The sequence below is a fragment of the Devosia sp. 67-54 genome (assembly GCF_001899075.1).
Taxonomy (GTDB): Bacteria; Pseudomonadota; Alphaproteobacteria; order Rhizobiales; family Devosiaceae; genus Devosia_A.
On the sequence record NZ_MKVA01000003.1, the window covers coordinates 1 to 25,762 of the forward strand.

At 67.2% G+C, this 25,762-nt stretch carries 21 protein-coding genes, 1 tRNA gene and 2 pseudogenes; 10 read left to right on the top strand and 14 right to left on the bottom strand.

Annotated elements, in window-relative coordinates; genetic code table 11:
* Window positions 1–66: 66 nt before the first annotated feature.
* Together BGO82_RS02585 and BGO82_RS21040 are read right to left on the bottom strand one after the other, a co-directional pair.
* Window positions 67–912 (bottom strand): hypothetical protein, encoded by an 846-nt coding sequence (locus tag BGO82_RS02585; RefSeq protein ID WP_291303989.1) that lies wholly within the window; start codon window positions 910–912, stop codon window positions 67–69.
* Between the two features lie 150 nt (window positions 913–1,062).
* Window positions 1,063–1,206, bottom strand: a pseudogene (locus BGO82_RS21040) (DUF4236 domain-containing protein); the annotation flags it as partial.
* 331 nt (window positions 1,207–1,537) lie between these two features.
* Here BGO82_RS21040 and BGO82_RS02590 point away from each other — a divergent pair.
* The 3 genes from BGO82_RS02590 (at window position 1,538) to BGO82_RS02600 (ending at window position 5,242) form a co-directional block, all read left to right on the top strand.
* Entirely contained in the window at window positions 1,538–2,911 is a 1,374-nt protein-coding gene (locus BGO82_RS02590) for an ABC transporter substrate-binding protein (RefSeq protein ID WP_291303990.1), read from the top strand.
* 112 nt (window positions 2,912–3,023) lie between these two features.
* Window positions 3,024–4,034, top strand: coding sequence for a sugar ABC transporter permease (locus BGO82_RS02595; protein WP_291304429.1), 1,011 nt, complete (start codon window positions 3,024–3,026; stop codon window positions 4,032–4,034).
* A 44-nt stretch (window positions 4,035–4,078) separates the two neighbouring features.
* Window positions 4,079–5,242, top strand: coding sequence for a carbohydrate ABC transporter permease (locus tag BGO82_RS02600; protein ID WP_291304430.1), 1,164 nt, complete (start codon window positions 4,079–4,081; stop codon window positions 5,240–5,242).
* Between the two features lie 204 nt (window positions 5,243–5,446).
* Here BGO82_RS02600 and BGO82_RS02605 read toward each other — a convergent pair whose 3' ends face one another.
* Both BGO82_RS02605 and BGO82_RS02610 read right to left on the bottom strand, forming a co-directional pair.
* On the bottom strand, window positions 5,447–6,136 hold the full coding sequence (locus BGO82_RS02605; RefSeq protein WP_291303991.1) for a hypothetical protein: 690 nt from the start codon (window positions 6,134–6,136) through the stop codon (window positions 5,447–5,449).
* A gap of 222 nt (window positions 6,137–6,358) precedes the next feature.
* Entirely contained in the window at window positions 6,359–7,465 is a 1,107-nt protein-coding gene (locus BGO82_RS02610; RefSeq protein WP_291303992.1) for a LacI family DNA-binding transcriptional regulator, read from the bottom strand.
* A 170-nt stretch (window positions 7,466–7,635) separates the two neighbouring features.
* Between BGO82_RS02610 and BGO82_RS02615 the strand changes: the two genes are divergently transcribed.
* Complete coding sequence (locus BGO82_RS02615) at window positions 7,636–9,291, top strand: alpha-glucosidase family protein (protein WP_291303993.1); 1,656 nt, start codon at window positions 7,636–7,638, stop codon at window positions 9,289–9,291.
* Between the two features lie 30 nt (window positions 9,292–9,321).
* Window positions 9,322–10,329, top strand: a complete 1,008-nt coding sequence (locus tag BGO82_RS02620) for an ABC transporter ATP-binding protein (RefSeq protein WP_291303994.1) — start codon at window positions 9,322–9,324, stop codon at window positions 10,327–10,329.
* A gap of 101 nt (window positions 10,330–10,430) precedes the next feature.
* On the opposite strand, the gene BGO82_RS02625 is transcribed toward BGO82_RS02620, so the two are convergent.
* The 4 genes from BGO82_RS02625 to BGO82_RS02640 form a co-directional block, all read right to left on the bottom strand.
* Entirely contained in the window at window positions 10,431–12,005 is a 1,575-nt protein-coding gene (locus BGO82_RS02625) for an ATP-binding cassette domain-containing protein (protein WP_291303995.1), read from the bottom strand.
* Window positions 11,992–12,828, bottom strand: coding sequence for an ABC transporter permease (locus tag BGO82_RS02630; protein WP_291303996.1), 837 nt, complete (start codon window positions 12,826–12,828; stop codon window positions 11,992–11,994). Before BGO82_RS02630 ends, BGO82_RS02625 begins: the two co-directional genes overlap by 14 nt.
* Window positions 12,825–13,697: an ABC transporter permease gene (locus BGO82_RS02635; protein WP_291303997.1), complete on the bottom strand. Its 873-nt coding sequence runs from the start codon at window positions 13,695–13,697 to the stop codon at window positions 12,825–12,827. Before BGO82_RS02635 ends, BGO82_RS02630 begins: the two co-directional genes overlap by 4 nt.
* Before the next feature lie 131 nt (window positions 13,698–13,828).
* Entirely contained in the window at window positions 13,829–16,612 is a 2,784-nt protein-coding gene (locus BGO82_RS02640) for a histidine kinase dimerization/phospho-acceptor domain-containing protein (RefSeq protein ID WP_291303998.1), read from the bottom strand.
* 239 nt (window positions 16,613–16,851) lie between these two features.
* On the opposite strand from BGO82_RS02640, the gene BGO82_RS02645 reads away from it, so the two are divergent.
* Window positions 16,852–16,928: transfer RNA gene (locus tag BGO82_RS02645), tRNA-His, on the top strand.
* Between the two features lie 70 nt (window positions 16,929–16,998).
* On the opposite strand, the gene bfr is transcribed toward BGO82_RS02645, so the two are convergent.
* The 5 genes and pseudogenes from bfr to BGO82_RS02665 all read right to left on the bottom strand — a co-directional run bounded on the left by bfr (window position 16,999) and on the right by BGO82_RS02665 (window position 20,813).
* Window positions 16,999–17,484, bottom strand: coding sequence for a bacterioferritin (gene bfr, locus BGO82_RS02650; protein ID WP_291303999.1), 486 nt, complete (start codon window positions 17,482–17,484; stop codon window positions 16,999–17,001).
* Window positions 17,453–17,761: pseudogene (locus BGO82_RS21045) on the bottom strand ((2Fe-2S)-binding protein); the annotation flags it as partial. The pseudogene BGO82_RS21045 and the gene bfr, both read right to left, overlap by 32 nt.
* Window positions 17,762–17,864: 103 nt before the next feature.
* Window positions 17,865–18,137, bottom strand: a complete 273-nt coding sequence (locus BGO82_RS02655; protein ID WP_291304000.1) for a hypothetical protein — start codon at window positions 18,135–18,137, stop codon at window positions 17,865–17,867.
* 69 nt (window positions 18,138–18,206) lie between these two features.
* A complete protein-coding gene (locus BGO82_RS02660; RefSeq protein WP_291304001.1) occupies window positions 18,207–20,150 on the bottom strand; it encodes a TadE/TadG family type IV pilus assembly protein in 1,944 nt (647 codons plus the stop codon).
* A gap of 51 nt (window positions 20,151–20,201) precedes the next feature.
* On the bottom strand, window positions 20,202–20,813 hold the full coding sequence (locus BGO82_RS02665; protein WP_291304002.1) for a L,D-transpeptidase: 612 nt from the start codon (window positions 20,811–20,813) through the stop codon (window positions 20,202–20,204).
* Between the two features lie 119 nt (window positions 20,814–20,932).
* Here BGO82_RS02665 and BGO82_RS02670 point away from each other — a divergent pair, with 119 nt between their 5' ends.
* Complete coding sequence (locus BGO82_RS02670) at window positions 20,933–21,520, top strand: DNA-3-methyladenine glycosylase I (protein WP_291304003.1); 588 nt, start codon at window positions 20,933–20,935, stop codon at window positions 21,518–21,520.
* 70 nt (window positions 21,521–21,590) lie between these two features.
* Here the strand turns inward: BGO82_RS02670 and BGO82_RS02675 are convergent, their stop codons facing one another.
* Complete coding sequence (locus BGO82_RS02675; protein WP_291304004.1) at window positions 21,591–21,797, bottom strand: hypothetical protein; 207 nt, start codon at window positions 21,795–21,797, stop codon at window positions 21,591–21,593.
* Window positions 21,798–22,406: 609 nt separating this feature from the next.
* Between BGO82_RS02675 and hisS the strand changes: the two genes are divergently transcribed.
* Genes hisS through hisG form a run of 3 tightly spaced genes read left to right on the top strand, consistent with a single transcriptional unit; the run spans window position 22,407 to window position 25,667 of the window.
* Window positions 22,407–23,846 (top strand): histidine--tRNA ligase, encoded by a 1,440-nt coding sequence (hisS, locus tag BGO82_RS02680; RefSeq protein ID WP_291304005.1) that lies wholly within the window; start codon window positions 22,407–22,409, stop codon window positions 23,844–23,846.
* Complete coding sequence (locus BGO82_RS02685; protein ID WP_291304006.1) at window positions 23,846–24,946, top strand: ATP phosphoribosyltransferase regulatory subunit; 1,101 nt, start codon at window positions 23,846–23,848, stop codon at window positions 24,944–24,946. Before hisS ends, BGO82_RS02685 begins: the two co-directional genes overlap by 1 nt.
* Entirely contained in the window at window positions 24,939–25,667 is a 729-nt protein-coding gene (hisG, locus tag BGO82_RS02690; protein WP_291304007.1) for an ATP phosphoribosyltransferase, read from the top strand. Before BGO82_RS02685 ends, hisG begins: the two co-directional genes overlap by 8 nt.
* Window positions 25,668–25,762: the final 95 nt, after the last annotated feature.

The window sequence follows — 25,762 nt, forward strand, 5'->3', positions numbered from 1 at the left end:
CATGCAGGCATCGCTGGACTCTCGCCCTTCCAAAGACTGAACAACCTTCTTGGAAACGACATCTAGTTACCTGTGCTGCCGACGAACTTCACCTAGCGCGCCAATTACTTTACCAAAGTGCGCGGCTGGCCCACGCCGAGAGAACTCGAACTTCTCGTTGAGCCCCGTACTCGACGCGATCAGTAGCTGTTCGTATAGGCAGATGGGGATTTGACGGTTATTCGCGAATCTACGGTCGGGCCCCCCGTTCTTGTTTGCGTACGCCCAGGTTGAGCCTCCTACCTCCGCGTCAGGTGGTACTCGTTCGGTCTCGATGAAAGGCGTCTGTGTCACGAGTGGCTCTACCGCGTCATATCCAACTGCGCCGAATCGGCCACCGTCTTCGACCAGAATGACATCCGGCAGAAAGTAGAGCGTTTGCCGGCCTGCACATAGCCTGGGTGGTGTGACATTGGACTTAATGACCTTTGGAAGCGCGTAGCCGAGGCTCGTCCGCTGTCGGGTCACTAGTCCCGTCGCCATCGCATTCCGCTTGCGAGCCGCCAAATCGCGCGGCGTGCCTTGCGAGGTGACGTGCCAAATGCCGGCACATTCCGCCAAGTTGTCGAAGGCCTCGCAGAGAATGCGATATCCGTCCTCCATTTGCGGCTCGAAGTCGTAGGCAAGGATGGAAACGCGGCGCGACGCGTCCACCGAAGCGCCGACAATGAAGGCTGGAACGGCTAGCACGGCCGCCCACGCCACCACTGCTTGCGAACTGGCCCAAAAGGCAACGACGACACCTCCGAGGATCAACAAGGGCAAGATGATTGCCATTCGGCGGCGCCGGGCTCGTTTTTGGATGTCCGCGAGCAATGTCTCATAGGCCTCGCCGCGCATGGCAGCGACATCTGTGGAATCAATTTCGTGCATCTCCGCATCCCGGGTCGCACTCGGCTCCCTGAGATCCAGCGACTGCCACGGCGCCCGTTGCGCACTGCTGGAAACAGAAGAACGAGGCGACACCGCCTGCTGGCGCCGACCGTGGTGCTGCCTACCGAGACCCTGTTGATAATAAACGCCGGACAGGCCGGCTCGTACGTAGTGTCCACGTGGACCGGTTCCGAACCTTAGGCCCTTGACCCCTGCGCTGACGCCAACCCCACTCTTTGAAAAATTGACGCGCAGAGGTCCGAAACGGACAGACTTCCTAAAATAGAACGGCATGAAATCCCCCAAATGGAACCAACTATATTCTTTGCAAGTCTGCGGAAAAGAGCCCCCAACTAGATGGCGCACTGCGGCCTGCCAACGCGTTCTGCGACGGAAGCATTCGCAGGCATGCTGCGGCTTCGATCTGCGGGCGGTGCAATCGTTTCAGCACCTTGGCAAGGCAGGTTGTTTGTGCAAACTTGGCGTACCGCTAACCGCCGTGCAAGGCTTGATAATCGGGCCCCAAAACGTTTTGGTTCCAAAACGTTTTGGCCGTCCGGAGCCCGAAAGCCGGAAGCAGCGGGGCGCCATCGGCGCCACAAAAACTGTGCGATGGGAGGACTACATGCACAAACTACTCCTGGCGGGTGTTTCCGCCATTGCGCTGTCGCTCGGCGTGGCGGGCTCCGCCCATGCCGTCGACCTGATGTTCCCCAAGGGCCAGGGCGACTTCAACTGGGACTCGCTGCAGAAATTTGCCGATGCCCACAAGGACCTTTCCGGCCAGAAGCTGACCATCTGGGACGCCTGGAACGAGCAGGGCGACAAGACGCAGTGGGAAGCGGTGCTCGCCTATTTCACCGACGCCACCGGCGTCGAGGTGCAGGACGGCTCGTCCAAGAACTACGAAGAGCAGGCCCGCATCGACATCCAGGCCGGCAGCCCGGCCAACATCACCATCCTGCCGCAGCCGGGCCTGCTGGCCGACTTCGCCAAGCAGGGCAAGCTGGTCGACCTCGGCGACGCCACGACGAAATTCGTTACCGACAATTTCGGCGCCGGCAAATCGTGGGCCGAGCTGGGCCAGTTCGTCGGCCCGGATGGCGCCAAGCACCAGTACGCCTTCCCCTACAAGCAGGAAGTGAAGTCGCTGGTCTGGTACTCGCCCGACAACTTCAAGGAGAAGGGCTACGAGGTTCCCAAGACCTGGGAAGACCTGATGGCCCTGCAGGACAAGATCAAGGCCGATGGCGGCACCCCGTGGTGCATCGGCATCGAATCGGGCGGCGCCACCGGCTGGCCGGCGACCGACTGGGTCGAGAACCTGCTGCTGCTGACGCAGCCGCCGGAGGTCTATGACGACTGGGTGGCCGGCAAGATCAAGTTCTCGGACAAGCGCATCACCGATGCGATCGACCTGTTCGGCTCGATCGTGAAGGACGACAAGAACGTGGCCGGCGGCACCAAATCGGTGGCGACCACGGCGTTCGGCGACAGCCCCAAGGGGCTCTTCACCGTGCCGCCGCAGTGCTATCTGCACAAGCAGGCCTCGTTCATCACCTCGTTCTTCCCCGAGGGCTCGAAGGCGGGCGTCGACTACGACTTCTTCTACTTCCCGCCGATGAAGTCGCATCCCGAGCTCGGCAACCCGGTGGAAGGCTCGGGCAATTTGGTGACCATCACCAAGGATTCGCCGGCCGCCCAGGCCTTCATCCAGTTCCTCGAGACGCCGATCGCGCACGAGATCTGGATGGCGCAGCCCAACGGCTCGTTCCTCACCGCGCTCAAGACGGTGAACCCGAAGGTCTATTCGAGCGATACGCTGCGCAAGTTCGGCGACATCCTGCTCAACGCCACGACGTTCCGCTTCGACGGTTCCGACCTGATGCCGGGCCCGATCGGCGCCGGCGCCTTCTGGACGGGCATGGTCGACTACGTCAACGGCAAGAGCTCGGCCGACGTCGCCGCCGCCATCGACGCGGCCTGGGCCAAGCTCTAGGGCCCGAAACGCAATCTCCGGTCCGGCGTCCGCGCCGGACCGGTTGCAGGCATCGGCCGTCGGTGCGACAGTCCGATGGATCATCCGGCGGGCCTGGGGGAGGGGCACGATGATCGAGCAAATCATTGGCGCATTGATCGCCGTCGCGGTCGCCCTGGCCGCCGCCTTCGCCTATTTCTGGGGCAGCAACTGGCTGCTCGACCGCTTCCTCGCCACCGACAATTCGATGTCGGTCGAGACCGTGACGCGCCGCGACCTCAGGCGCTCCAGCATCCGGCCCTGGCTGTTCGTGCTGCCGGCGCTGCTGTTCCTCGCGCTCTATCTCGTCTATCCGGTGATCGAGACGCTGCGGCTGTCGCTCTACGACAAATACGGGCTCGAATTCGTCGGCTTCGCCAACTACGCCTGGGCCTTTTCCGATGGCGGCTTCTGGCAGGCGGCGTTCAACAATCTCGGCTGGCTGATCATCGTGCCGTTCCTGTCGACGGCGTTCGGGCTGGTCATCGCCACGCTGGCCGACCGGCTGTGGTGGGGCGGCATCGCCAAATCGCTGGTGTTCATGCCGATGGCGATCTCCTTCGTCGGCGCCTCGGTGATCTGGAAATTCGTCTATGCCTATAAAGGCCCCGGGCAGGACCAGATCGGCGTGCTCAACGCCCTCGTCACCTGGCTCGGCTTCGATCCGCAGCCCTGGATCACCATTCCATATCTCAATTCGTTCCTGCTGATGGTGATCCTCATCTGGATCCAGACCGGCTTCGCCATGGTGATCCTGAGCGCGGCGCTGCGCGGCGTGCCGGAGGAGACGCTGGAGGCGGCGCGCATCGACGGCGCCAACGGCATCCGCATCTTCTTCGACATCATGATCCCGCAGATCTGGGGCACCATCGTGGTGGTGTGGACCACCATCACCATCACCGTGCTCAAGGTGTTCGACATCGTCTACGCCATGACCAATGGCGAGTTCCAGACGCAGGTGCTCGCCAACTACATGTATCGCTGGATGTTCATTTCGGGCGACTACGGACGCGGCTCGACCCTGGCGGTGATCATCATGCTGGTGGTGATTCCGATCATGGTGTGGAACATCCGCCGCGCCAACGCCGAGCAGGGGACACGCTGATGACCACCATCGCCACCACCCCCGACGCCGTGGAGAGCAAGCCGATGGGCGTGCCGCGGATCAATCTGGGCCGCGTCGCCGCGCACCTGGCGCTGCTGTTCTTCGTCGTGCTGTGGACCTTCCCGACGGTGGGCCTGTTGATCTCGTCGGTGCGCGACAAGGACCAATTGGCGCTGACCGGCTGGTGGACCTCGCTGGCGCATTCGACGCTGATGGCCGCGGCGCGCCCCGACACCGCCGACAAGGCGGTGCAGGAGGGCGACCATTGGGTGATCAAGGGCAACCTTTTCGGCCGCGCCAAGGGCCAGCAGATCGAGACCTTCGGCCCCACCAACGCCGATATCGGCAAGAACGCCGCCGGCGCCACCATCCCGATGCAGGACGGCGGCAAGCTGACGGTCGAGGCCAATGGCGACTACGTCTGGAACTTCGACCAGCAGCCGACCTATAGCGGCGCGCCGCGCATCTACTACGTCACCGGCAGCCCGCCGCGCTTCACGCTCGAGAACTATGCGCGCGTGCTCGGCTCGACCGGCGTCGCCGAATCCTTCGTCAATTCGCTGACGGTCGCCATTCCCTCGACGGTGATCCCCATCCTGATCGCGGCCTTTGCCGCCTATGCGCTGGCCTGGATGCAGTTTCCGTTCCGCGGCCTCATCGTCGCGGTGGTGGTGGGGCTGCTGGTGGTGCCGCTGCAGATGTCGCTGATCCCGCTGCTCCGGCTCTACAACATCATCGCCGGCGGCATCAACGACATGGCCGGCCACCAGGTGGCCGAAAGCAAGAGCTATCTCGGCGTCTGGCTGGCGCATACCGCCTTCGGCCTGCCGCTCGCCATCTACCTGCTGCGCAACTACATGGCCGGGCTGCCGCGCGAGATCATGGAATCGGCGCGCATGGACGGCGCCAGCCATTTCAAGACCTTCACCACCATGGTGCTGCCGCTGAGCTTTCCGGCGCTCGCCTCGTTCGCCATCTTCCAGTTCCTGTGGATCTGGAACGACCTTCTGGTAGCGCTGGTGTTCCTCGGCGCGCAGGACGACCGCATGGTGCTGACGGCGCGGCTGGTCAACCTGCTCGGCCAGTACGGCAACAATTGGGAACTGCTGACCGCGGCGGCCTTCATCTCCATCATCGTGCCGCTGATCGTGTTCTTTTCGCTGCAGCGCTATTTCGTCCGCGGCCTGCTGGCCGGCAGCGTGAAGTAGGGACGAGGGCAGGAGTTTCGTCTTCCCTCATCCGGCTTCGCCACCTTCTCCCGTCGAGGGAGGCGGACGTGGCAAGTTGCGAAGTCGCCCAGTGCTCTCGAGGCTGGCCACACCCCAGCGGTGGTCTCCACCTGCCGGTCATATCCACGATTGTACGTGTCCGTCGCGAGAATGGCGTATTCGGCATCGGTCAGTGTACGCATGTCACATTCCCCTGGAAAAGAAGGTGGTGTCGATGCTCAACGCACCCTTCGGCTTCTCGATCGACATGAACAGTTGCTCCTTCACCCAGGGCAAGCGGTTCACGATCCCGTCGGTGATGGGATCGTCGGTTCGCGTGACTTCGACCGAGACAAGATCGATGGCATTCGGATTGTCCGGCGCTTCGGACCTCGGAAGCACCTCATGGATCGACGTTGGATCGGCGTCATTGTCGAAGCGCACAATGAAGGGGCGGTATGCCGGCGGCAATTTGCAGGTCCCGGTGAAGTCCCGGAGCGGGGCAAGGCGCGCGACCGGGTCATCGTTTGGCGTACTAAGTTTGCAACCATCGAGTAGTCTGTCTGCCCAGCCAACGCTCCCCTGGCGACTGGCCATCAGGAAGTACAAGGTCTGCGTAGGGGACACATCGAGAACGACGGCCTCGCCGAACCCTTTACCTGAGACACCGCCCGTCTGTGGAAGGGTCTGTATCTCAGCATGGGCGGTAAATCCCTGCACGCCGCTTGCGTGCTTGAGCTGCCCATCGACGCGCACGGTGATGTCGAGGCGATAGTGGATGGTGATGTCTTCGGCGATGTGCAGCAGGCTGAGCAGCGAGAATGCATGCGAGGGTGCAGTGCTCAAGACGATGGCTGTGACCAGCGTCAGAAGGCCTCCCATGAGCTTACGCATCGATGCTCCGGCTCCGCTTGCGGCAGGGGACATGGTGCAAGGGTCAAGCAGCATCAATGCTGCCGCCGTAATAGAAGGTAATGGAAACGACGAAAATTTGCCCGCACGCTGCCTTCGTTTGCGGTCGCGGTCAACAGCAACGCTAGGTCAATTTGGATGCGGGCGCTTCTGGCGCTGAGGCCGATGGGCGGATGGGGTGGGGCGGTAGAGCCTCGAATCCGCCTATCCGATATGGTCGCGCCGCTGCGGCGGCAGCGGTTCGTCGATGCTGCCGGGGTCGAGCCCGGGGACCACGTCGAAATAGGACGGGATCAGCGTGCCCTGCGGCGCGGCGTGCCGGTCGCACTGGCGGCTGAGCTCGTCGATCAGGGCGAGGCCGGCGTCCTTGAGCGAGGAGCGCACGAAGGTGACGCGCGGCAGGTAGCGCGTGCGATCGATGTGGCGCAGCACGTCGTCCATGGTGGCGAGCGCGATCGGCTGGCCGTGACGCGGCGCCGCGGCGGCCCACGCTTCGTAGCCTTCGACCAGCAGCAGGATGGACGAATAGATGATGGCGGTGATCGCCGGGTCGGCGAGCGCTTCGCGCGTCAGGCGAAAGCCGGCGTCGCCCATCGGGTGCGCCGAATTGTAGACGGTGACGGTGTCCTCGGGCAGGCCGGAATCGGCCACGGCGTGCCGCACCGCGCGGTGGCGATAGAGCGCGTAGTTGAACGCCTCGTCGCCATTGATGAAGGCGATGCGGCGATGGCCGTTGGCGACCAGCAGCCGCGCCAGCCGGTAGAAATTGCCGTAATTGTCCATGTCGACCCAGCCGTAGCGGTCGCAGCGCGGCTCGCGCCCGTGCACCACGAACGGCCGGCCGGAATCGAGCAGGAAGCCGATGCGCTGGTCGTCCTCGCGCGGCAGGTCGACGATGAAGCCGTCGACGGAATTGTCGCGCACATAGCGGTCATAGGTCGCGATCTCGCGGTCCTTGCCGTGGCTGGTGAGCACGATGTCGTAATTGACCTCGCGCGCCTGGGCGAGGACGCCGGCCATCACCTCGGCGAAATGCGGGTCGAGATATTTGAGTTCGTTGTCCGACTGCACCCAGGCGATGTTGTGGGTGCGCTGCAGCACCAGCCGCTGCGCGTTGCGGTTGGGCCGGTAGCCGAGCCGCTTGGCCGCGCCCTCCACCTTCTGCCGGGTCCGCTCACCGACGTCGGAATAGCCGTTGAGGGCCCGCGAGATGGTGGTGATGGACAGGTCGAGCTCCGCCGCCAGATCCTTGATGGTCACGTTTCGCCCGGACGCCGGGGCAGGCTTGTCGGTCTTCGTGTCGGATGTCATAAGCCTTTGACCGTCAACGCAAAAATCCAACGCCGACAGGGGCTCGCGCCACGTCCCCGGCGTTGACGAAACCTCTCTCCCGCGGCTAAGAATAGCCAACTAAAACGTTTTGGCAAATGCCTCGCCGGAACGTCATGAGGGAGGTTTCGGGTTTGGTTGCGCAGCCGCTGATGACGGAGCAGAAGACTCCGCCCGACACCAATGTCGACCGCGACTGGTGGCGCGGCGCGGTGATCTACCAGATCTATCCGCGCTCCTTCCAGGACCACAATGGCGACGGCGTCGGCGACCTCGTCGGCATCACCGAACGGCTCGACTACGTCGCCGATCTGGGCGTCGACGGCATCTGGCTCAGCCCGTTCTTCACCTCGCCGATGAAGGATTTCGGCTACGACGTCTCCAACTACCGCGACGTCGATCCGATCTTCGGCACGCTGGGCGATTTCGACCGGCTGCTGGAGAAGGCGCATGCGCTCAAGCTCAAGGTGGTCATCGACCAGGTGATCAGCCACTGCTCGGACAAGCATCCGTGGTTCGCCGAGAGCCGGCTCAACCGCACCAACGACAAGACCGACTGGTTCGTGTGGGCCGACCCCAAGCCTGACGGCACGCCGCCCAACAACTGGCTGAGCATCTTCGGCGGCAGCGCCTGGACCTGGGACAGCCGGCGCATGCAGTACTACATGCACAATTTCCTCGCCTCGCAGCCGGACCTCAACTTCCACACCCCGGCGGTGCAGGAGGCGATGCTCGACAACATGCGCTTCTGGCTGGAGCGCGGCGTCGACGGCTTCCGCCTCGACACGGTGAATTTCTACTTCCACTCGCTGGGGCTCGAGAACAACCCGGTGGTCAAGCCGGAAGACTTCAACGCCACCACCGCGCCGGCGGTGAACCCCTACAATTTCCAGGAGCACCTCTACGACAAGAGCCAGCCCGAAAACCTCGACTTCCTGCGCCGGCTGCGCGCGCTGATGGACGAGTACGGGGGCAAGATGACGGTCGGCGAGATCGGCGACGCGCAGCACCAGATGGAGGTGATGGCGGCCTACACCTCCGGCGGCGACAAGCTCAACATGGCCTACACCTTCGACTATCTGGGGGGCGAGTTCAGCGCGGCGCATTTCCGCAAATGCATCGACGCCACCGAGGCGGAGGCGCCGGAAGGCTGGATCTGCCTCGCCTTCTCCAACCACGACGTGGTGCGGCATGTGAGCCGCTGGGCCATGCATGGCGAGCAGGAGGCGTTCACCCGCCTCGCCTGCACGCTGCTGCTGTCGATGCGCGGCTCGGTGTGCCTGTACCAGGGCGAGGAGCTGGGCCTGACCGAGGCCGAGCTCGCCTTCGAGGACCTGGTCGATCCGTATGGAATCGAGTTCTGGCCGCAATTCAAGGGCCGCGACGGCTGCCGCACGCCGATGGTGTGGCAGACGCAATCGCCGACCGGCGGCTTCACCACCGCCACCCGGCCGTGGCTGCCGGTGCCGGCCGACCATCTGACCAAAGCCGTCGACCGGCAGCTGGGCGATCCGCGCTCGGTGCTGGCGCATTATCGCGAGATGCTGGCCTTCCGCCACCGCCACCCGGCGTTGCGCAAGGGCTCGATCCGGACGCTCGATGCGCCGGACGGCGTGCTCGCCTTTTTGCGCGAGGACGGCAGCGAGCGCATCTATTGCGTGTTCAACATGAGCGAGAAGGCCGCGGTGGTCGACGTTCCGGCCGAGTACGAGCTGGCCGAATCGGGGGCGCCCGGCCTGGTCGACGAGCCGAGCAACGGCGTGCTCAGCCTGGCGCCGTTCGGCGCCTATATCGGAATTCTGCGCTAGCGCGCGGCACGGGCAGCAGGGGAGGGAACCATGTCGGACCTGAAGATCAGCAATCTCTACAAGAAGTACGGCAGCGTGGAGATTCTCAAGGACGTGAACCTCGACATCAAATCGGGCGAGTTCATCGTCTTCGTCGGTCCCTCCGGCTGCGGCAAGTCCACGCTGCTGCGCTGCATCTCGGGGCTCGAGAGCATCACCTCGGGTACGCTCGAGATCGACGGCCGCCGGGTCAACGAGGTGGCGCCGTCCAAGCGCGGCATCGCCATGGTGTTCCAGTCCTATGCGCTCTACCCGCACATGACGGTGTACGCCAACATGGCGTATGCGCTGAAGCTGCAGAACCTCAGTAGGGCCGAGATCGACCAGAAGGTGCGCGCCGCCGCCGAAAAGCTGCAGCTCACGCAATATCTCGAGCGCCTGCCCAAGGCGCTGTCCGGCGGCCAGCGCCAGCGCGTCGCCATCGGCCGCGCCATCGTGCGCGATCCGCGCGTGTTCCTGTTCGATGAGCCGCTGAGCAACCTCGATGCGGCGCTGCGCGTGCAGATGCGCATGGAAATCGGCCAGCTCAAGGAGCAATTGCCCAACACCACCATGATCTATGTGACGCACGACCAGGTGGAGGCCATGACCATGGCCGACCGCATCGTGGTGCTGAAGGACGGCGTGGTGCAGCAGGTGGGCACGCCGATGGAGCTCTACGAGAACCCGCAATCGCTGTTCGTCGCCGGCTTCATCGGCTCGCCGAAGATGAATTTCCTCACCGGCAAGTTCGCCGATCCGTTCAAGGCAGCGACGGTGGGCGTGCGCTCCGAGCACATCGACATCGTGCCCAGGGACGGCACCTGGAGCGGCAAGGTGATCTATTCCGAGAACCTCGGCTCCGACAGCTACATCTATGTCGACATCGGCTCGACCGATCCGGTGGTGGTGCGCCAGCCCGGCAAAGCCAGCTACCAGGCCGGCGACACGCTGAGCTTTTCACCGCGCGACAGCCTGTTCCACCGCTTCGACGCGGAAGGCCATCCGCTGCTGCATTGACGGAAGAGTGAATGGTGAATGGTAAGTAGTGAATGGTGTTGCGCGGCGTAAGCCGGGTCGCGACCATTCACCATTCACCATTCACCATTCACCATTCACCACTAGAACACCGGAACAATTCCAACATCCGGTAGCTGCGACGCCACCAATTGCTGCGTCACCGGGTGCTGCGGCTTGTCCAGCATCTGCGCCGGCGTGGTGGCTTCGACGACATGGCCCTTGTCGAGCACCAGCACGCGGTCGGCGACGACGCGCACCACGTCGAAATCGTGCGTGGCGATGAGGAAGCTGAGGCCGAAATCGGCGCGCAGCCGGTTGAGCAGCACCAGCACCTCGCCGCGCGCGCCGATATCGAGGGCGGCGATCGGCTCGTCGATGACCACGAGGCGCGGCCGCGTCACCAGCGCGCGGGCGATGGCGAGGCGCTGCAACTCGGCCAGGGGGAAATCGGCCGGCAGGCGGGTCAGGATGTCGGGTGACAGGCCCACCGCCCGCACCACCTCGACGATGCGGGCGCCGAGCTCGTCGACGCTCTTTTGCATCTCGAGCTGCAGCGGCTCGGCGATCGATTCGCCGACGGTGTGGCGCGGGTTGAAGCTGCCGGCGGGCTCGGCGAAGACGTAGCCGATCTCGTGCCGCAGCATGCGCGGCAAATCCGAGCCGTGATAGGGTACCTGCTCGAAGGCGAGCTCGCCGCCGCTGGCGCGCTCGAGCCCGGCGACAATGCGCAACAGCGTCGATTTGCCGGCGCCGGCCGGACCGATCACCGCCACCGATTCGCCGGCGCGGATGGCAAAGCTCACCGCCTCGAGCCGCACCTTTGGCGGCCGCCGGTCGAGCAGCGGCAGCCCCGGCGCCTCGCGGCGGGACACGTCGCGCAATTCGAGCAGCGTGCCGCCGATCGGCGTGCGCATCAGCGTGCGGGCGCGGTGCCGGCCGGCGCTCAGCATGGCGCGGGTGAAGGCATGCCTGGGGTGGCCGAACACCTCCTGCTTTTCGCCGGCCTCCACCACCTTGCCGCCGCGCAGCACCGCGACCTTGGTCGCGAGCATGGCGACCGTCCTGAGGTCGTGCGAGGCCAGCAGCAGCGACATGCCGCGCTCGGTGCAATGCCTGAGGATCAGGTCGAGCAGCCGCCGCTGCTCGAGGAGGTCGAGCCCGGCCGCCGGCTCGTCGGCGATCAGCAGGTCCGGCTTGCCGGCCAGCGCCAGGGCAAGCAGCGCCCGCCGTCGCTCGGCCGCCGCCAGCGCCTCCGGGTAGCGGCCGGCGAGCGCGGGGTCGAGGCCGACCTCCTGCAGCAGCTCGGTGCGCTGCGCGGCGCGATCGCCCTCGCGTCCGGCCCGCGCCAGCGCGGCATCGAGCTGGGCGCCGAGCGTGCGCAGCGGCGACAGGCCGGTGCTGTTGCGATCGAGCAGCACGCCGATGCGCCGGCCGTTGAGCGCCAGCCGGTCGGCCGTGCCCGCGGGCATCGGCTGGTCGTCGAAGCCGAGGCTGCCGCTGGCCGTCGTCCCCGGCGGCAGCAGACCGGCCACGGCGCGCAGCACCAGGCTCTTGCCCGACCCGGCCTCGCCGATCAGGGCCAGCCGCTGGCCCTTGCCGATGGCGAAGCTGACGTCGTCGACCAGCGTGCTGCCGCCGCGCGTGACGGTGAGATTGTCGACCTTAAGCAGCGCCATGGGCGCCTCCGGTCGTGTCGCCGGCCGCCGCGCGGATCTCGCGGCTGACGATGGTGAGCGCCAGCGCGATGAGCAGCAGCGCGAGGCCGGGAACGAACAGCAGCCCCGGCCGGCCGGCGGCATAGGCCTGCGCGTCGGCGAGCAGCAGGCCGAGGCTGGTGGCGGGCGGCTGCGTGCCGAGCCCGACATAGGAGAGGGTGGCCTCGGCCAGCACGCCGACCGCGAGCTGCGCGATGGCCTGCGCCAGGATCAGCCTGAGGATGGTGGGCAGCATGTGCCGGCGGGCGAGGTCGAGGCCGCTGCCGCCGGCGAGCCGCCCGGCCGCGACGTAGTCGGGCGCCGCCGCGGTGCGGATGGCGTCGCGCGTGGCGAGCGCCAACGGCGCGATGTTGGCGATGCCGATGGCCACCATCAGCGTCGCCGCGCTCGGCCCGAACAGGCAGGCGAACAGCACCGCCAGCACGAAGGCGGGCAGCGTCAGCAGATAGCCGCTGACGCCGGTGGCGCCGAGCTCGGCATAGGGGCCGAGCAGCGCCGCGGCCAGCCCCAGCGGCACGCCGAGCAGGGCGCCGATGGCCACCGCCACGCCCGCCACCACGAAGCTCGTGAGGATACCTTTCATCAGCAGCGACAGCACGTCGCGGCCGAGCTCGTCGGTGCCCAGCCAATGCGCGCCGCCCGGATCCTGCAGCGCCGCCGCCACGTCGAGGCTGGTCACCGGGTAGGGCGTCCACAGGATCGACAGGAAGCCGAGCAGCAGGAACAGCAGCGCCGCGACGATGGCGATGCGCAGGGCCGGCGGATCGTGGCGGAGCGCGCTCATGCCGCGTCCTGCCCGCGCCGGCGCGGGTCGGCCCAGCGGCTGCCGAGCTGCGTCAGGAACGTCGTTCCAGAAGTGAGCAGGATGAGCACCGCCAGCGCCCCGGCGACGAGCCCGAGGTCGCGCGCGGCCGCGGCGTCGAGGATCAGCCGCCCGAGGCCGGGCAGGTAGAAGACGTTCTCGACGATCACCGTGCCGACGATGATCGCTGCGGCGTGCGGCACGGCGGCGTCGAGCCCGGTGAGCGCCGCGGCCGGCAGCGCCTCGTGGCGGAACCCGTCCTCGGCGGCGATGCCGCGCGCCTGCGCCGTGAGCACGTAGGGCGCACTGCGCCCGGCCGCGACGGCGTCGCGGATGCCGAGCGCCAGCGTCGCCGCGACCGGCAGGGCCACCGCCAGCGCCGGCAGCAGCAGCGACAGCAGCGCGCCGCCGGCGTGACGCTGCCACGGCACGAAGCCGCCCGTCGGCAGCCAGTGCAGGCCGGTCGCGAAGATCGCGACCAGCACCATGCCGAGCCAGAAACTGGGCGTCGCGCCGGCGATCTCGGCGAGCGCCGTCAGCGCGTGGTCGAGCAGGCGGCCCGGCCGGCGCGCCGCGAGCAAGCCGAGGCCGGCGCCGATGAGGGCGGCCAGCAGCATCGCCAGCAGCGCCAGCGGCACGGTGACGGCGAGGCGCGCCGCGACCAGCCCGCCGATGCCCTGGCCGTCGGCGGCAACGCCGAAATCGCCGAGCAGCAGGTGGCCCAGCCAGCCGCCGAAGCCGCCGAGCGCCTGGCCGCCGGCGCCTGCCGCCAGCAGCGCATGGATCAGCCACAGCGTGACCAAGACGGTCGCGGCGAAGGCCGCCAATTTGCGGAGTGCGAACCAGAGCATGCGAGACGAGCCAGTCGGGCCGCGCCCCCGGCTGAGCCTCGCCGGCGGCGGGTCCTCCCCCAAGAAGGATTGATCGGACGAAACCTTAGCGGTCCCCGGCCGCCCCGACAATGCGCCGGGCCGCGCTGCGCTCAGCTTTTGACGATGAGGTCGGCCGGAATGCGCAGCGAAAACAGCGTGCCGGTGCCGATGGTCGGATCGACCGACAGCGAGCAGGCATTGACCGCCAGCAGCGAGCGGGTGAGCGCGAGCCCGACGCTGGAGCGCACCGGCCCGAGCTCGGCGCCGTCCTTGTCGATGCCGTCGCGGAACACCACGAAGCGTTCGCCCAGATCGGTGCCGCCCTGCGCGCCGTCGCGCACATGGATGGCGATGTTGCCCTCGTCGTCGGTCTGCGCCGACAGGATCACCGAGCCGCCGATCGGCGTCTGGTCGATGGCGCTGGCCAGCAGATTGAGCAGCGCCTGCCCGAGCGAGGTGCGGTCGGCATGCACGCGCGGCAGCGCCTCGGAGATGGCGCTACGCACCAGCACCCGTGCCGCGCTCGCCTGCGTCCGCACCCGCGTCATGCAGCTTTCGAGCAGCGCGGTGAGGTCGACGTCGCTGGGCCGCGGCGTGTACTGCCCGCCGCGCAGCCGGGTGAAATCGTCGAGCTCGTCGACCAGCACCGCGATCTCGAGGCCGGCGGTGCGGATGTCGCGCGCATATTCGGCATAGCGCGCCGTGTCGAGCTGGCCGGGGCCGGCGGCGCGCATCAGATCGGCAAAGCCGATGATGCTGTTGAGCGGCCGGCGCAGGCCGCGGCTCAGCCGTCCCAGCATGCCCGGCTCGATCTCGGCGTCGGCGGCCAGCGCGTCCTGCGGCGCCGGGCTGCGGCGCCGGCTGAGGAAGCCGAAATAGCCGGTGACGATGCCGGCCTGGCCTTCGGCGAACAGCGCGATGTCGGTCTGCCCGTCTTCGCTGCCGAGGCGCACATGCGGCCGCGCCGTCTCGGTGAAGCGCGCCGGCTTTTCGAGGAAAAGCCGCAGCGGCTCCATGTCGGCCCGGCCCACCAGCACCGCCAGCGGCTTGCCGGCGAGCTCGTCGACCGCGCGGCCGAGCAGGGCGCCGGCGGCGCCCGACAGATGCGTGATGTTGCCGGCGCGGTCGGCCAGAACGAAGCCCTCCTCGCGCGCCTCGGCGGCGAGCTCGGCGAAGGCGCGCACCGCCCCTTCATGTGTGCGGATCGCCTCGGCCGGGCTGGCCGACAGCATCAGCGCGGCGCGGCCCTGCCAGCTCACCGATTGCAGCCGGGCGGTGACCGGCAGCGGCGTGCCGTCGCGGCGGACGAGGCGGTTGACCGGACCGGCGCCGTGCGCCTCGTCGTTGGGAAAGATCGAGGCGATGCCGGCGTCGCGCAGGCCCTGCGCGCTGTCGTGCCCGAGCAGGTCCATCAGCGCCCGGTTGGCGAACAGCACCTGCTGGTCGCGGAACACCAGGATCGCGAGCGGCAGCCGGTTGAGCACCAGCGTTTCCGCATTGAGGTTGATGACGCCCTCCGGCGCAGCCACGGCCACCGCGGCCGGCGCGGGCGCCGCCGCTTCGGCCTTGGGCGGCGTTTCGCCCGACACGCGGTCGGTGAGGATGCGGCCGAGCTCCTCGAAATTGTAGCGCGACACACGCTCGGCCGTTTCGGCGTCGGCGGCGGCATCGACGGTCGCCGCCGCGGGCGGCTCGGCGATGGGCTCGGCCGCAGCCTGCGGCTCCGGTTCGGCGGCCGGAGCGGCCAGCGGCTCGGGCAGGGCGGGGGCCGCGTCGCTTTCGGGCGCCGGCGGCACCGGCTCGGCCGGCGGCTTCGGGCCGAGGGCGCGGAAGCCGCGGCCGGTGATCAGCCACTGGCTGGCGCTGCCGCGCGGCGGCGAGGCCGGCTCGGGCGCCGGCGCGTCCGGTTCGGCAGGCGCCGCTTCCGGATCGTCGGCATAGTCGATCACCGCCGCCACCATCTCCTGGTCGAGCGGGGGCTGTGGCTCGGCCGGCTCGGCGAGCGGCGGCTCGGCGGGCACGTCCGGCGGCGTGTCGAACGTCTCGTCGGCGGGCGACAGCGCGGTGTACAGCGTCGCGTCCTCGGCCAGCCGGTCGAACAGCGACGACAGCGCCCGCTCGGGCGGCGGCGGCAGCGGCTCGACCCACTCGTCGCTCGGCGGCGGCACAGGGTCGGCTTCGGGCACCGTTTCGAGCCCGAGCGGCAGCAGCGGCTCCGGCGTCGAGGCAAGGTCCTGCCCGGTGGGCAGCGTGTCGTCGGCGCTCTCGCCCTCCTCGGCGCGGATCGCGGCGATGTCGGGCGGCGCGGCCGCGGCGCGCGACAGGTAGACGAGGAGCATCGCCTCGCCGGGGCCGGCCTGCAGCCGGATCAGGTCGTCGCCCGCCTCGGGCAGGCCGTGTTCGGCAAGGCCCGGTGCGCGCTCGGCAAGGGCCGTGGCCGAGCCGCGCACGGCCCGCGGTCCGTCGGTCAGCAAATAGTCGGCGCCGGCCGGCAGCAGGTCGGTGACCGCCGCATCGTCGGCGAGCGGGCCGGCCGCCGCGAGCATCTCCGCCGGCAGCGGATCGATCGCCACCAGCAGCAGCGCCGTGCTGCCGTCGGGCATGGCGAGCGGGGTGCACGAGCAGGTGGTGGCCATCGGCTTGTCGCCGGCGAGGAATTGCACGCGGCTGAGGCTGGAGCGCCCGACGGTGCCCAGCCGGACGAGCCGCGGCACCTGGCCGCGGATCGGCACCGCTTCGGGGTTGAGCTTGAGGCCGGTCTTCTTCAGCCGGGCGGTGAAATAGCGCGCCGCGGCATTGCGCCAGAGCAGCGTGGCGCCGTCCTGCGACCACAGCCAGGCCGGGCGCAGATCCGCCCAATACTGGACGATCCGGCGCGCCGTCGGCGATTTCATCCACTCAGCGTCCACGCGCGCCAGACCCCAGAACTGTGCCGGTTTGGCACAGTTCGCACCCAAGACTTAATCTTGTCCTAATTATAGCCCCTGTCCGAAACGGTCCAGATTTCCGGGCTTTGCCGACCGATCTTCTCGTCCGGATGGTTAAGCGGGAGGGGTTGCAAACTGCCGCCCGAACGGGCAAATGCGTCCTTGTCAGCCGCGGCGGCCCGACATATGGTCCGCCGCGCTTCCGGGCCGCGTTAGCTCAGCTGGTTAGAGCACTAGATTGTGGATCTAGGGGTCCCCCGTTCGAACCGGGGACGCGGTACCATTTTCCCACGCCGGGCGGCCGGCGCCGGACCGCCTCCCGTATCGCTGATCGTCGGCCCCGTCCGCCTGGCTCAGGCGTCGTCGCTGGCCGGGCCGGCGTTGAGCTGGGCGTAGCGTTCGGCACCGATGGTGTCGAGCAGCTTGAGCTGCGCCTCGAGGAAGTTGATGTGACTCTCCTCGTCGGCGATCAATTCGTCGAACAGCGCCTTGCTCACATAGTCGCGCACCGCGGCGCAGACCTCGCGGGCATCGGTATAGGCCTTTTGCGCCTCGTATTCGCCGGCGAGGTCGGCCTCCAGCACTTCGCGCACGTTCTGGCCGATGCGCAATGGCGCCACGCGCTGGGCGTTGGGGTGCCCTTCGAGGAAGATGATGCGCTCGATCAGCCGGTCGGCGTGATGCATCTCCTCAATCGATTCGGCGCGTTCCTTTTTGGCCAGCAGCGTCAGCCCCCAATCTTCCAGCAGCCGGAAGTGGACCCAGTACTGGTTGACCGCGCCGAGCTCCAGGAACAACGCCTCGTTGAGCTTGTCGATGACCTGCGCTTCGCCCTTCACGTAATGCTCTCCTCTGCCGGTCCCTCAGGCTGTCGAGGCGGCTGCGCATCTCCTGCGATGCCGCGTCGTCGAGACCCTTCTGCACGTGGTAGTTTTCCACGACGCGCAGGATGATGTCCACCACGTTCGGAAAGCAGCCGCAGCAGACGCCGCGCTTGCCGAGCTCGTGATAGACCTTCGCCGGCACGATCAACTGCCAGGGATCCGCGTCGAGGAAGCCCGTGACGATGCGCTCGATGTCGCGATCGGTGATGATGTTGCAGTGACAGACCAGCATGGCGCGGGGGTTCGGACAGCGCATATGCGCAAATCGTCCCCGCGCTAGCAAACGTGGACAATGGCGGTCAACTTAAAACGCCGTAGTTTGGAATCGATCCAGACTAGCGGTCCCGGCCGGGGTCGGCCGGCGTGTGGTGTGCGTGCCGGGCCGACACCATGAAGGCCCAGGCGATCCAGCCGACGATCAGCGCCACCACCGCCAGCGCCATGCCGGTGTAGCCGAGCACCACATTGGGCAGCCCGCCCACGCCCTGCCGGCTCATGTCGTTGGTGAACATCGCCCAGCCCAGCAGCAGCACCAGCACGACGATGTTGAACGTCAGAAAGCCGGTGCGGCGGGGATGCCGCCAGAGATAGAGCAATGCGCGTTTCACGATGACGGAGCCTCCTGCTGCCGTGACAACGCGGCAGCGAACCGCGCGGTTGCGCGCGGCCCGGCGCGCCTATTGCGCGATGCGCAACGCGTTCAGCTTCTGCGCGATCTGCTGGAAGGCGTCGTCGAGGTCGTCGGCGCTGTCGGCCTGGTAGAAATAACTGGTGTCGGTGGCGCAGGCGCTGAGCAGGGCCCGGGCGTTCTTGTCGGTCGTGCTGTTGCTGCCGATCTCGAAGCCCACCGTATAGAGCAGGATGCCGTTGGCCGGGTTCTTGATCGCGGTGCAGAGCGCGGTGGCCTGGCTGGTCGACGAGCCGTTGGGGCCGTTCTGGTTGATCTTGTTGCCCGAACCGTCCGAGGTCGAATCCTGCGCGATGACGCCGTTGTAATAATCGGTGTTGAACTCGCCGTCGGTCATCAGGATCAGCGCCTTGGTGAGGTTGTTGCGCTTGTAGGCGGCAGGGCGGCTGTCGATCGGCGTGGTCGGCCACAGATAGCCGAAATTCGGCGCCAGCATGTACCAGGCCCAGGCGAGCCCGAGATGGCCCGAGGTCGAGCCGGCCGCGGCGAGGTTGTTCACCGTGCTGTTGAGCGTCGAGATGCTGGAGGTCAGCGGCACGATCGCCTGGCTGACGCAATTGTTGCTGGTCGAGGGATACATCGGCGACAGCGCCTTGGCGCTCTTGGAGGCGGCGGTGAAGCTGCCCGAGGGCGGCGCCGCATCGGTGTAGGCGTCGGTGCCGTAGCGCTCGGTCACGCAGGTCGAGGAGGCGAAGGTGTTCTCGCCGCCGGCGGCCGTGTCGAAGTGATAGTAGACGTCGCCGTAATTGGCGCGCGTCGCCTTGCCGGAGGTGTCCGATTTGTACTGGCCGGCCACGAGCGAAAAGGAATTGGTGAGCTGGAGCGTCGCGGTGGTGACGTTGTCGATGTAGAATCCGGTGTTGTTGATGTTCGTCAGATTGCTCAGGCCGGTGACATAGACGCTGTCGCCATTCCGGAGCGAGCCGAACGCGTTGGCGCTGCTCAGCCGGACGTCGCAATCGCTGTAGAAGCATTTGTAGACGTAGCCGCTGTTGCTGCCGCTCTTGTTGCTGCCGCCGGTGACGCCATTGAGCGTGAACTTGTTGTTGTCGACCTTGGTGACCGTATAGACCTGATCGTTGAGGCTCCTGTAGGACGACGATCCGCCGAGGCCGGCGATGTACACCGTGTCGTTGTCGGCGAGGCCGTGACCATTGGCCGTGATCGTCACCGCACCGCGCTTGACGATCGCCACGGCGCCGATCGCGGTCCGCGACGCGGCCCAGTCGGCGCCGGTCAGGTTCGCCGGCACGTTGCTCAGCGTGCCGCGGACCTTGTCGGCATAGGTGCCCACATTGACGCCGTAGGAGAACGGCACCAGCGCCATCTTGCTGTAGGTGGGCGTCTGCGTGGTCGAGATCAGGCTGCCGATCAGGTTCTTCGTGGCAGTCTTGAGCGCGTCGATCTTGGTCGAATCGCAATTGCCCCAGCGGTCGCACGGCATCATCGAGCCGGTGACGTCGAGCGCCATCGACACTTCGAGGTCGGTCGAGCCGCGGATGGCGCGCGAGTTGAGCTGCGCCGTGATGCTGTGGATGCCCACCAATTGCACGAAAGCAGTCGGCACCGTGATGGTGGCGCTGAGGTCGAGCCGGTCGAGCGCGGTGTTGATGGTGGCGCCGGTGACGCTCGAGGTGATGGTGCTGTCGGCCAGCCGCTCGCGCACGATCTGGTCGGCCTTGCTCTTGATGTCGGCTTCGGCGAGGTCCTTGGTGGTCTTGCCGGCGTTGACCTCGGCCACCTTGCTCTGCAGCGCCAGCGCCGCCGCGTCGAGCGCGTTCTGCGCCCGGCTGCGCGCCGTCTGCATGTAGGTGAAATCGACGACGGCGCCGGAGGTGGCGATCAGCACCAGCGCGATGACGGCGAACAGCACCAGGAAGGCGCCGCTTTCGTCGCGGCGGAAGCGCTTGAGGAGGGCGGTGAAGCGACGCATGGTCCGGCAGTCCGGAGGTTCGGGAGCCTCCAGTCTGCCGGAAATTCCTAACTAAAGCACAATGACCTTGGCGCCAATTTTCACTCGGCCGTAAAGGTCGACGACGTCGTCGTTGATCATCCGGATGCAGCCCGAGCTGACGTCGCCGCCGATGGTCCACGGCTCGTTGGTGCCATGGATGCGGTAGAGCGTCGACCCGATATAGAGCGCGCGGGCGCCCAGCGGGTTGTTGATGCCGCCGTCCATGTGGCGCGGAATGTCGGGCCGGCGGGCCAGCATTTCGGCCGGCGGCGTCCAGTCCGGCCATTCGCGCTTGTTGGTGATCTTGTGCGTGCCGGCCCATTCGAAGCCGGTCTTGGCGGTGCCGATGCCGTAGCGCAGGGCCTTGCCGCCGCCGAGCACGAGATAGAGGAAATGGTCGCCGGTATCGACCACCAGCGTGCCGGCCGGCTCGGCGCTGGCATAGGGCACCACTTGGCGCATGAACTGCGGATCGAGATGCACCTTGCGCGGCGCGCGCAGCATCAGCCGGTTGGTCGGCGTGCCGGCGGTGACGCTCATGCCCGGCGGCGGGCCGAACAGCGACGGCGCGGCGACGCCGGGGGTGACGGAGAGGAGGGCGAAGGCGAGGCCGGTCAAGGCGGCCGAAACGGAACGCGGCATGGCGAAAGCACCCGTTGACTGTTTGGCAGGGTTACCCGAGTGTCGCGAGAAACAGCGAATTTGCCGTGAAAAGGCATGGTTAAGCCTTTGCCGCGGCTTATGGTTTCGGGGGAGTTAAGATGGTCGAGCGCTGCGCCTGGGCCGGCGAGATCGCCGAGAACGTGCACTACCACGACGTGGAATGGGGCCGCCCCGTCACCGACGACAACCGGCTGTTCGAAAAGCTGTGCCTCGAGGGCTTCCAGTCCGGCCTGAGCTGGCTGACGATCCTCAGGAAGCGGCCGCAATTCCGCAAGCAGTTCCACGATTTCGAGGTCGCCCGCGTGGCGCGCATGACCGCCGCGGACGTCGAGCGGCTGCTGCAGGATCCCGGCATCGTCCGGCATCGCGGCAAGATCGAATCGACCATCAACAATGCCAAGCGCACGCTGGCGATCCAGCAGGAGTTCGGCAGCCTTGCCGCCTATGTCTGGCGCTTCGAGCCGGACGAAAAGGCGGCGCCCGAGCTCGGCGGCCGGCTCGCCTCGGAGACCGAGGCGTCGCGCGCGTTCAGCAAGGACCTGCGCAAGCGCGGCTTCAGCTTCGTCGGGCCGACCACCTGCTATGCCTTCATGCAGGCGATGGGCCTGGTCAACGACCACTACAGCCATTGCTTCGCGCGCGCCGAATGCGAGCGCGAACGCCAGCGCCTGAAGCGGCCGGCGTAGCTGATGGTGCAGTCGGGGCCCTCCCCCATGCGTCGTATGGGGGAGGGGACGACTGCAAACGCGGCTGAGCCTACTGGTGGTCCCAGTATCTGCGGCCTTCGTCCACCGGATCGAGGCCGATGTCGCGGCGGAGGTAGTTGGGCAGGCGGGGGGAGCCGCGTGTCCGCTCGGGCCATTGCGAGAGAATGGCTGACAACAGCCGGCTGACGACCGAACGGTCGCGGCGGGCGATGGAGGGAACGAAGCTGGTCCTGAGCTGGGTGTTCGACGGAGTCATTTGTGCTGCGCCGGACGCCTTGCGGCGCCGGCTCCCTGGAAATGGAGATCGGTTGGTCTGACGGGACCGGCGCAAACGCCGGAGACAGCAAGGCCTCGGGCGGACTCGAACCGGCGGTGGCGTTAGCGGTGGCTAGGAAGGGTCAGGGACGGCTGGCACAACGGCCGGGAGCGCTCAGGCTCGATACAGTCCCCAGGTCCCGACGCGGATGCCACGGGCAAAGGCGCAAAGCAGATCGGTCATATGCGACTCCTTCGTGGTTGGCGTTGGAACGTGCGCCTGATAGGCGAGGGGAGTCGCCGGCGCAAGCAGATTCTGCGGCAGGCTGACGCACCCGCAAATCTGTGGCGCGTTCGCCACAACACCCCCGCGGTTGGCCGAACGATCCTGTTCGGGATCGGTCGGCCAGAGCGCAAAGAAAAAGGCGGTTGGCCGAACGATCCGGTTCGGGATCGGTCGGCCAGAGCAAAAAGAAAAAGCGGTTGGCGGCGCAGTTCACGTCCGGATCGGCCGCCAATGCCAGGATGCCCTTGAACCATAAAAACCGCCTCTTCTTGTCTGGAAATGCCGTTTCCTTTAGGAACGGCGCACGTTTGGGAACCCCACTGAATGGCTGACCGCACCACGCTGATCGAGGCGCGACTTCCCCGCGGTTTCGAGGACCGCGCGCCCGCCGACATCGCCGCGGTCGACCGCATGCTCGCGACCATCCGGCGGGTGTATGAGCGCTACGGCTTCGACCCCATCGAAACGCCGCTGCTCGAATACACCGAGACACTCGGCAAGTTCCTGCCCGACACCGACCGGCCCAATGCCGGCGTGTTCTCGCTCAAGGACGACGACGAGCAGTGGATGAGCCTGCGCTATGACCTGACGGCGCCGCTCGCCCGCTATTTCGCCCAGCACTACGACAAACTGCCCAAGCCGTTCCGCAGCTATCGCGCCGGCTACGTGTTCCGCAACGAGAAGCCCGGCCCCGGCCGCTTCCGCCAGTTCATGCAGTTCGACGCCGATACCGTCGGCGCCGCCGGCCCCGAGGCCGACGCCGAAATGTGCATGATGATGGCCGACACCATGGACGCGCTCGGGCTGAGCGGGAAGTACGTGGTCAAGGTCAACAACCGCAAGGTGCTGGACGGGGTGCTGGAGGCGGCGGGCGTCGCCGATGCCGGCGCCAAGCTCACCGTGCTGCGCGCCATCGACAAGCTCGACAAATTCGGCATCGACGGAGTCGAGCTGCTGCTCGGCGAGGGCCGCAAGGACGAGAGCGGCGACTTCACCAAGGGTGCGGGCCTCAGCGCCAGCCAGCGCGGCGTGGTGATGGACTACATCGCCGGCAATCCGCCGGTGGACAATCCCGGCGTGCAGGAGCTGGCGGCCATGCGCGGCATGTTCGATGCCGCAGGTTATGATGTCGGCCGCATCCGCATCGAACCTTCGGTGGTTCGTGGCCTCGAATACTACACCGGCCCCGTCTTCGAGATTGAACTGACGTTCCAGGTGCCCAACGAGAAGGGGCAGCCGGTGGTGTTCGGCGCCGTCGGCGGCGGCGGGCGCTATGACGGGCTGGTGTCGCGCTTCCGCTCCGAGCCGGTGCCGGCGACGGGCTTTTCCATCGGCGTGTCGCGCCTCACCAACGCGCTGAAGCTCACCGGCCTGCTCGCCGCCGAACCGCAGGCGGGCCCGGTGGTGGTGCTGGTGCTCGACCGCGACCCGGCCGCCATCGCCGACTACCAGAAGCTGACGGCCGAGCTGCGCCAGGCCGGCATCCGCGCCGAGATGTATCTGGGCAGCTCCGGCATGAACGCGCAGATGAAATATGCCGACCGCCGCCACGCCGCCGCGGCGGTGATCGTCGGCTCCAACGAGCGCGCCGAGGGCCGCGTCACCATCAAGGATCTCGAGGCCGGCGCGCAGCAGGCCAAGGGCATCGAGAGCCGCGAGGCCTATGTCGCCGAGCGGCCGGGCCAGTGGACCGCCAATCGCGCCGACCTCGTCGCCGAGCTCGGCAAGATCCCGGCCGTGGCGCGGATGCGGGCGACAGGCTGATGGTGGCCAAGACGCCCAGCGAGCGCCGCGGCGCCATGGTCCGGCTGGTCGAGAGCAAGACCGTGCAGCGCGTCGCGCCGCCTTTGCTGCTGCCGGCCGGCCCCTATCTCGACCTCGCCGGCGAGGAGTTCGGCCGGCAATTGCTGCTGACCACCGCCAATGACGGCGTCGAATATTGCCTGAGGCCCGACTTCACCCTGCCGATCGCCAAATCCTACCTCGACGACGGCATGGTGGGCGTGCCCGGCGCCTTCACCTATCTCGGCCCCATCTTCCGCCAGGAGGACGGCGTTCCAGTCGAATACGACCAGGCCGGGCTCGAGCTGCTGGGCCAGCCCGACGCCGCCGCGGCGCTCGACCAGGTGCTGACCTTCGCGCGCTGGGCGCTGGCCATCTACGACGTCACCGCCCCCAACATCCGGCTGGGCGGCGTCGGCCTGTTCGAGACCTTCCTCGCCGCCATGGGCATTTCCGACCATTGGCAGGCCCGCATCCGCCACCGCTTCGGCCACCCCGCCTCGATGCACCGGCTGATGCAGCGGCTGACCAACCCCGAGCAGCGCGTCGCCGGCGCCGCCCCCGACGCGCGCGAAACCATCATCGAGATCGTCACCGACAACATGCTGCAATCGGGGCTGAGCCTCGTCGGCTCGCGCCTGCCCGAGGAGATCGCCGAGCGCTACATCGAAAAGCAGGCGCTCGACGCCTCGCCGATCCCCGACGAGATGGTGGCGCTGCTGGTCGAATATCTGTCGATCGTCGACGTGCCGCAGCGGGCGCTCGACCGCATCTACCAGATGACGCGCCAGGCCGGCATCGACATCGAGGACAGCCTCAACACCGTGCGCTCGCACGCCGCCGCGCTGATCGCTTTGTCGCCCAAGGCCAGCGTGGTGTTCGACGCCGGTTTTGCGCCGCGCCTCGACTATTACACCGGCGTGGTGTTCGAGATGACCGGCGAGGCCGGCGACATCCTCGCCTCGGGCGGCGAGTACGACCGGCTGCTCAACCGGCTGGGCGCCGCCGAGCCGGTGACCGCCTCGGGCTGCGCCCTGTGGACCGACCGGCTGGAGCAGGAGGCGACGCGCAACAATGGCTGACGAAGCGCTGATTCTGGCGGTGCCCAGCAAGGGCCGGCTCGAGGAGGAGACGCGCCGCGTCTTCGGCGAGTCGCGCCTGCCGATCACCCGGCCGGGCGGCGCCCGCTCCTATGTCGGCGCCATCAAGAACCAGGCCGGCGTGTCGGTGCGCTTCTATCCCGCCGCCGAAATCGCGCGCGAGCTGATCACCGGCGCCATCGACATCGGCGTCACCGGCTCCGATTTGATCCACGAGGCGGCCGAGAACGGCGTGGCGCGGGTGGTGCTGGTGAAGCCGCTGGAGTTCGGCCGCGCCGACGTGGTGGTGGCGGTGCCCGACGCCTGGATCGACGTGACCCACATGGTCGACCTCGCCGACGTCGCCTCCGATTTCCGCTATCGCCATGGCCGCTGGCTGCGGGTGGCGACGAAATACGTGCACCTGACGCGAAAGTTCTTCGCCGAATGGGGCATCGCCGAATACCGCATCGTCGAAAGCGCCGGCGCCACCGAGGCCGCGCCCGCGGCGGGGGCCGCCGACCTCATCGTCGACATCACCTCCTCGGGCGAGACGCTGCAGGCCAATGCGCTGCGGATCCTCGAGGACGGCGTCATCATGCAGAGCGAGGCGCACCTGATCGTCAGCCGCGCCGCCGACTGGACGCCGCTGAAAAAAGCGCAGCTCGAAGCGCTGCTGTCGATCATGGGCGGCGTGGCGCCGGGAATTTCGACGCAATTGTAGGTAGGCGACACTGGTGAAACAAGAACGTGGTTCTAGTAATCACCAGACCTGCTTCCCCATCCACGATGCGGAAAAAATGCGCAGGAATGACCATG

Bases quoted from the DNA above. Each gene is read 5' to 3' on its own strand.
- BGO82_RS02670 (WP_291304003.1), top strand. From the start codon at position 20,933: ATGGTCGAGCGCTGCGCCTGGGCCGGCGAGATCGCCGAGAACGTGCAC.
- BGO82_RS02635 (WP_291303997.1), bottom strand. From the start codon at position 13,697: ATGCTCTGGTTCGCACTCCGCAAATTGGCGGCCTTCGCCGCGACCGTC.
- BGO82_RS02610 (WP_291303992.1), bottom strand. From the start codon at position 7,465: ATGACATCCGACACGAAGACCGACAAGCCTGCCCCGGCGTCCGGGCGA.
- BGO82_RS02620 (WP_291303994.1), top strand. From the start codon at position 9,322: ATGTCGGACCTGAAGATCAGCAATCTCTACAAGAAGTACGGCAGCGTG.
- BGO82_RS02585 (WP_291303989.1), bottom strand. From the start codon at position 912: ATGCACGAAATTGATTCCACAGATGTCGCTGCCATGCGCGGCGAGGCC.
- BGO82_RS02625 (WP_291303995.1), bottom strand. From the start codon at position 12,005: ATGGCGCTGCTTAAGGTCGACAATCTCACCGTCACGCGCGGCGGCAGC.
- hisG (WP_291304007.1), top strand. From the start codon at position 24,939: ATGGCTGACGAAGCGCTGATTCTGGCGGTGCCCAGCAAGGGCCGGCTC.
- BGO82_RS02630 (WP_291303996.1), bottom strand. From the start codon at position 12,828: ATGAGCGCGCTCCGCCACGATCCGCCGGCCCTGCGCATCGCCATCGTC.
- hisS (WP_291304005.1), top strand. From the start codon at position 22,407: ATGGCTGACCGCACCACGCTGATCGAGGCGCGACTTCCCCGCGGTTTC.
- BGO82_RS02605 (WP_291303991.1), bottom strand. From the start codon at position 6,136: ATGCGTAAGCTCATGGGAGGCCTTCTGACGCTGGTCACAGCCATCGTC.
- BGO82_RS02640 (WP_291303998.1), bottom strand. From the start codon at position 16,612: ATGAAATCGCCGACGGCGCGCCGGATCGTCCAGTATTGGGCGGATCTG.
- BGO82_RS02590 (WP_291303990.1), top strand. From the start codon at position 1,538: ATGCACAAACTACTCCTGGCGGGTGTTTCCGCCATTGCGCTGTCGCTC.
- BGO82_RS02685 (WP_291304006.1), top strand. From the start codon at position 23,846: ATGGTGGCCAAGACGCCCAGCGAGCGCCGCGGCGCCATGGTCCGGCTG.
- BGO82_RS02665 (WP_291304002.1), bottom strand. From the start codon at position 20,813: ATGCCGCGTTCCGTTTCGGCCGCCTTGACCGGCCTCGCCTTCGCCCTC.
- BGO82_RS02675 (WP_291304004.1), bottom strand. From the start codon at position 21,797: ATGACTCCGTCGAACACCCAGCTCAGGACCAGCTTCGTTCCCTCCATC.
- BGO82_RS02660 (WP_291304001.1), bottom strand. From the start codon at position 20,150: ATGCGTCGCTTCACCGCCCTCCTCAAGCGCTTCCGCCGCGACGAAAGC.
- BGO82_RS02600 (WP_291304430.1), top strand. From the start codon at position 4,079: ATGGGCGTGCCGCGGATCAATCTGGGCCGCGTCGCCGCGCACCTGGCG.
- BGO82_RS02615 (WP_291303993.1), top strand. From the start codon at position 7,636: ATGACGGAGCAGAAGACTCCGCCCGACACCAATGTCGACCGCGACTGG.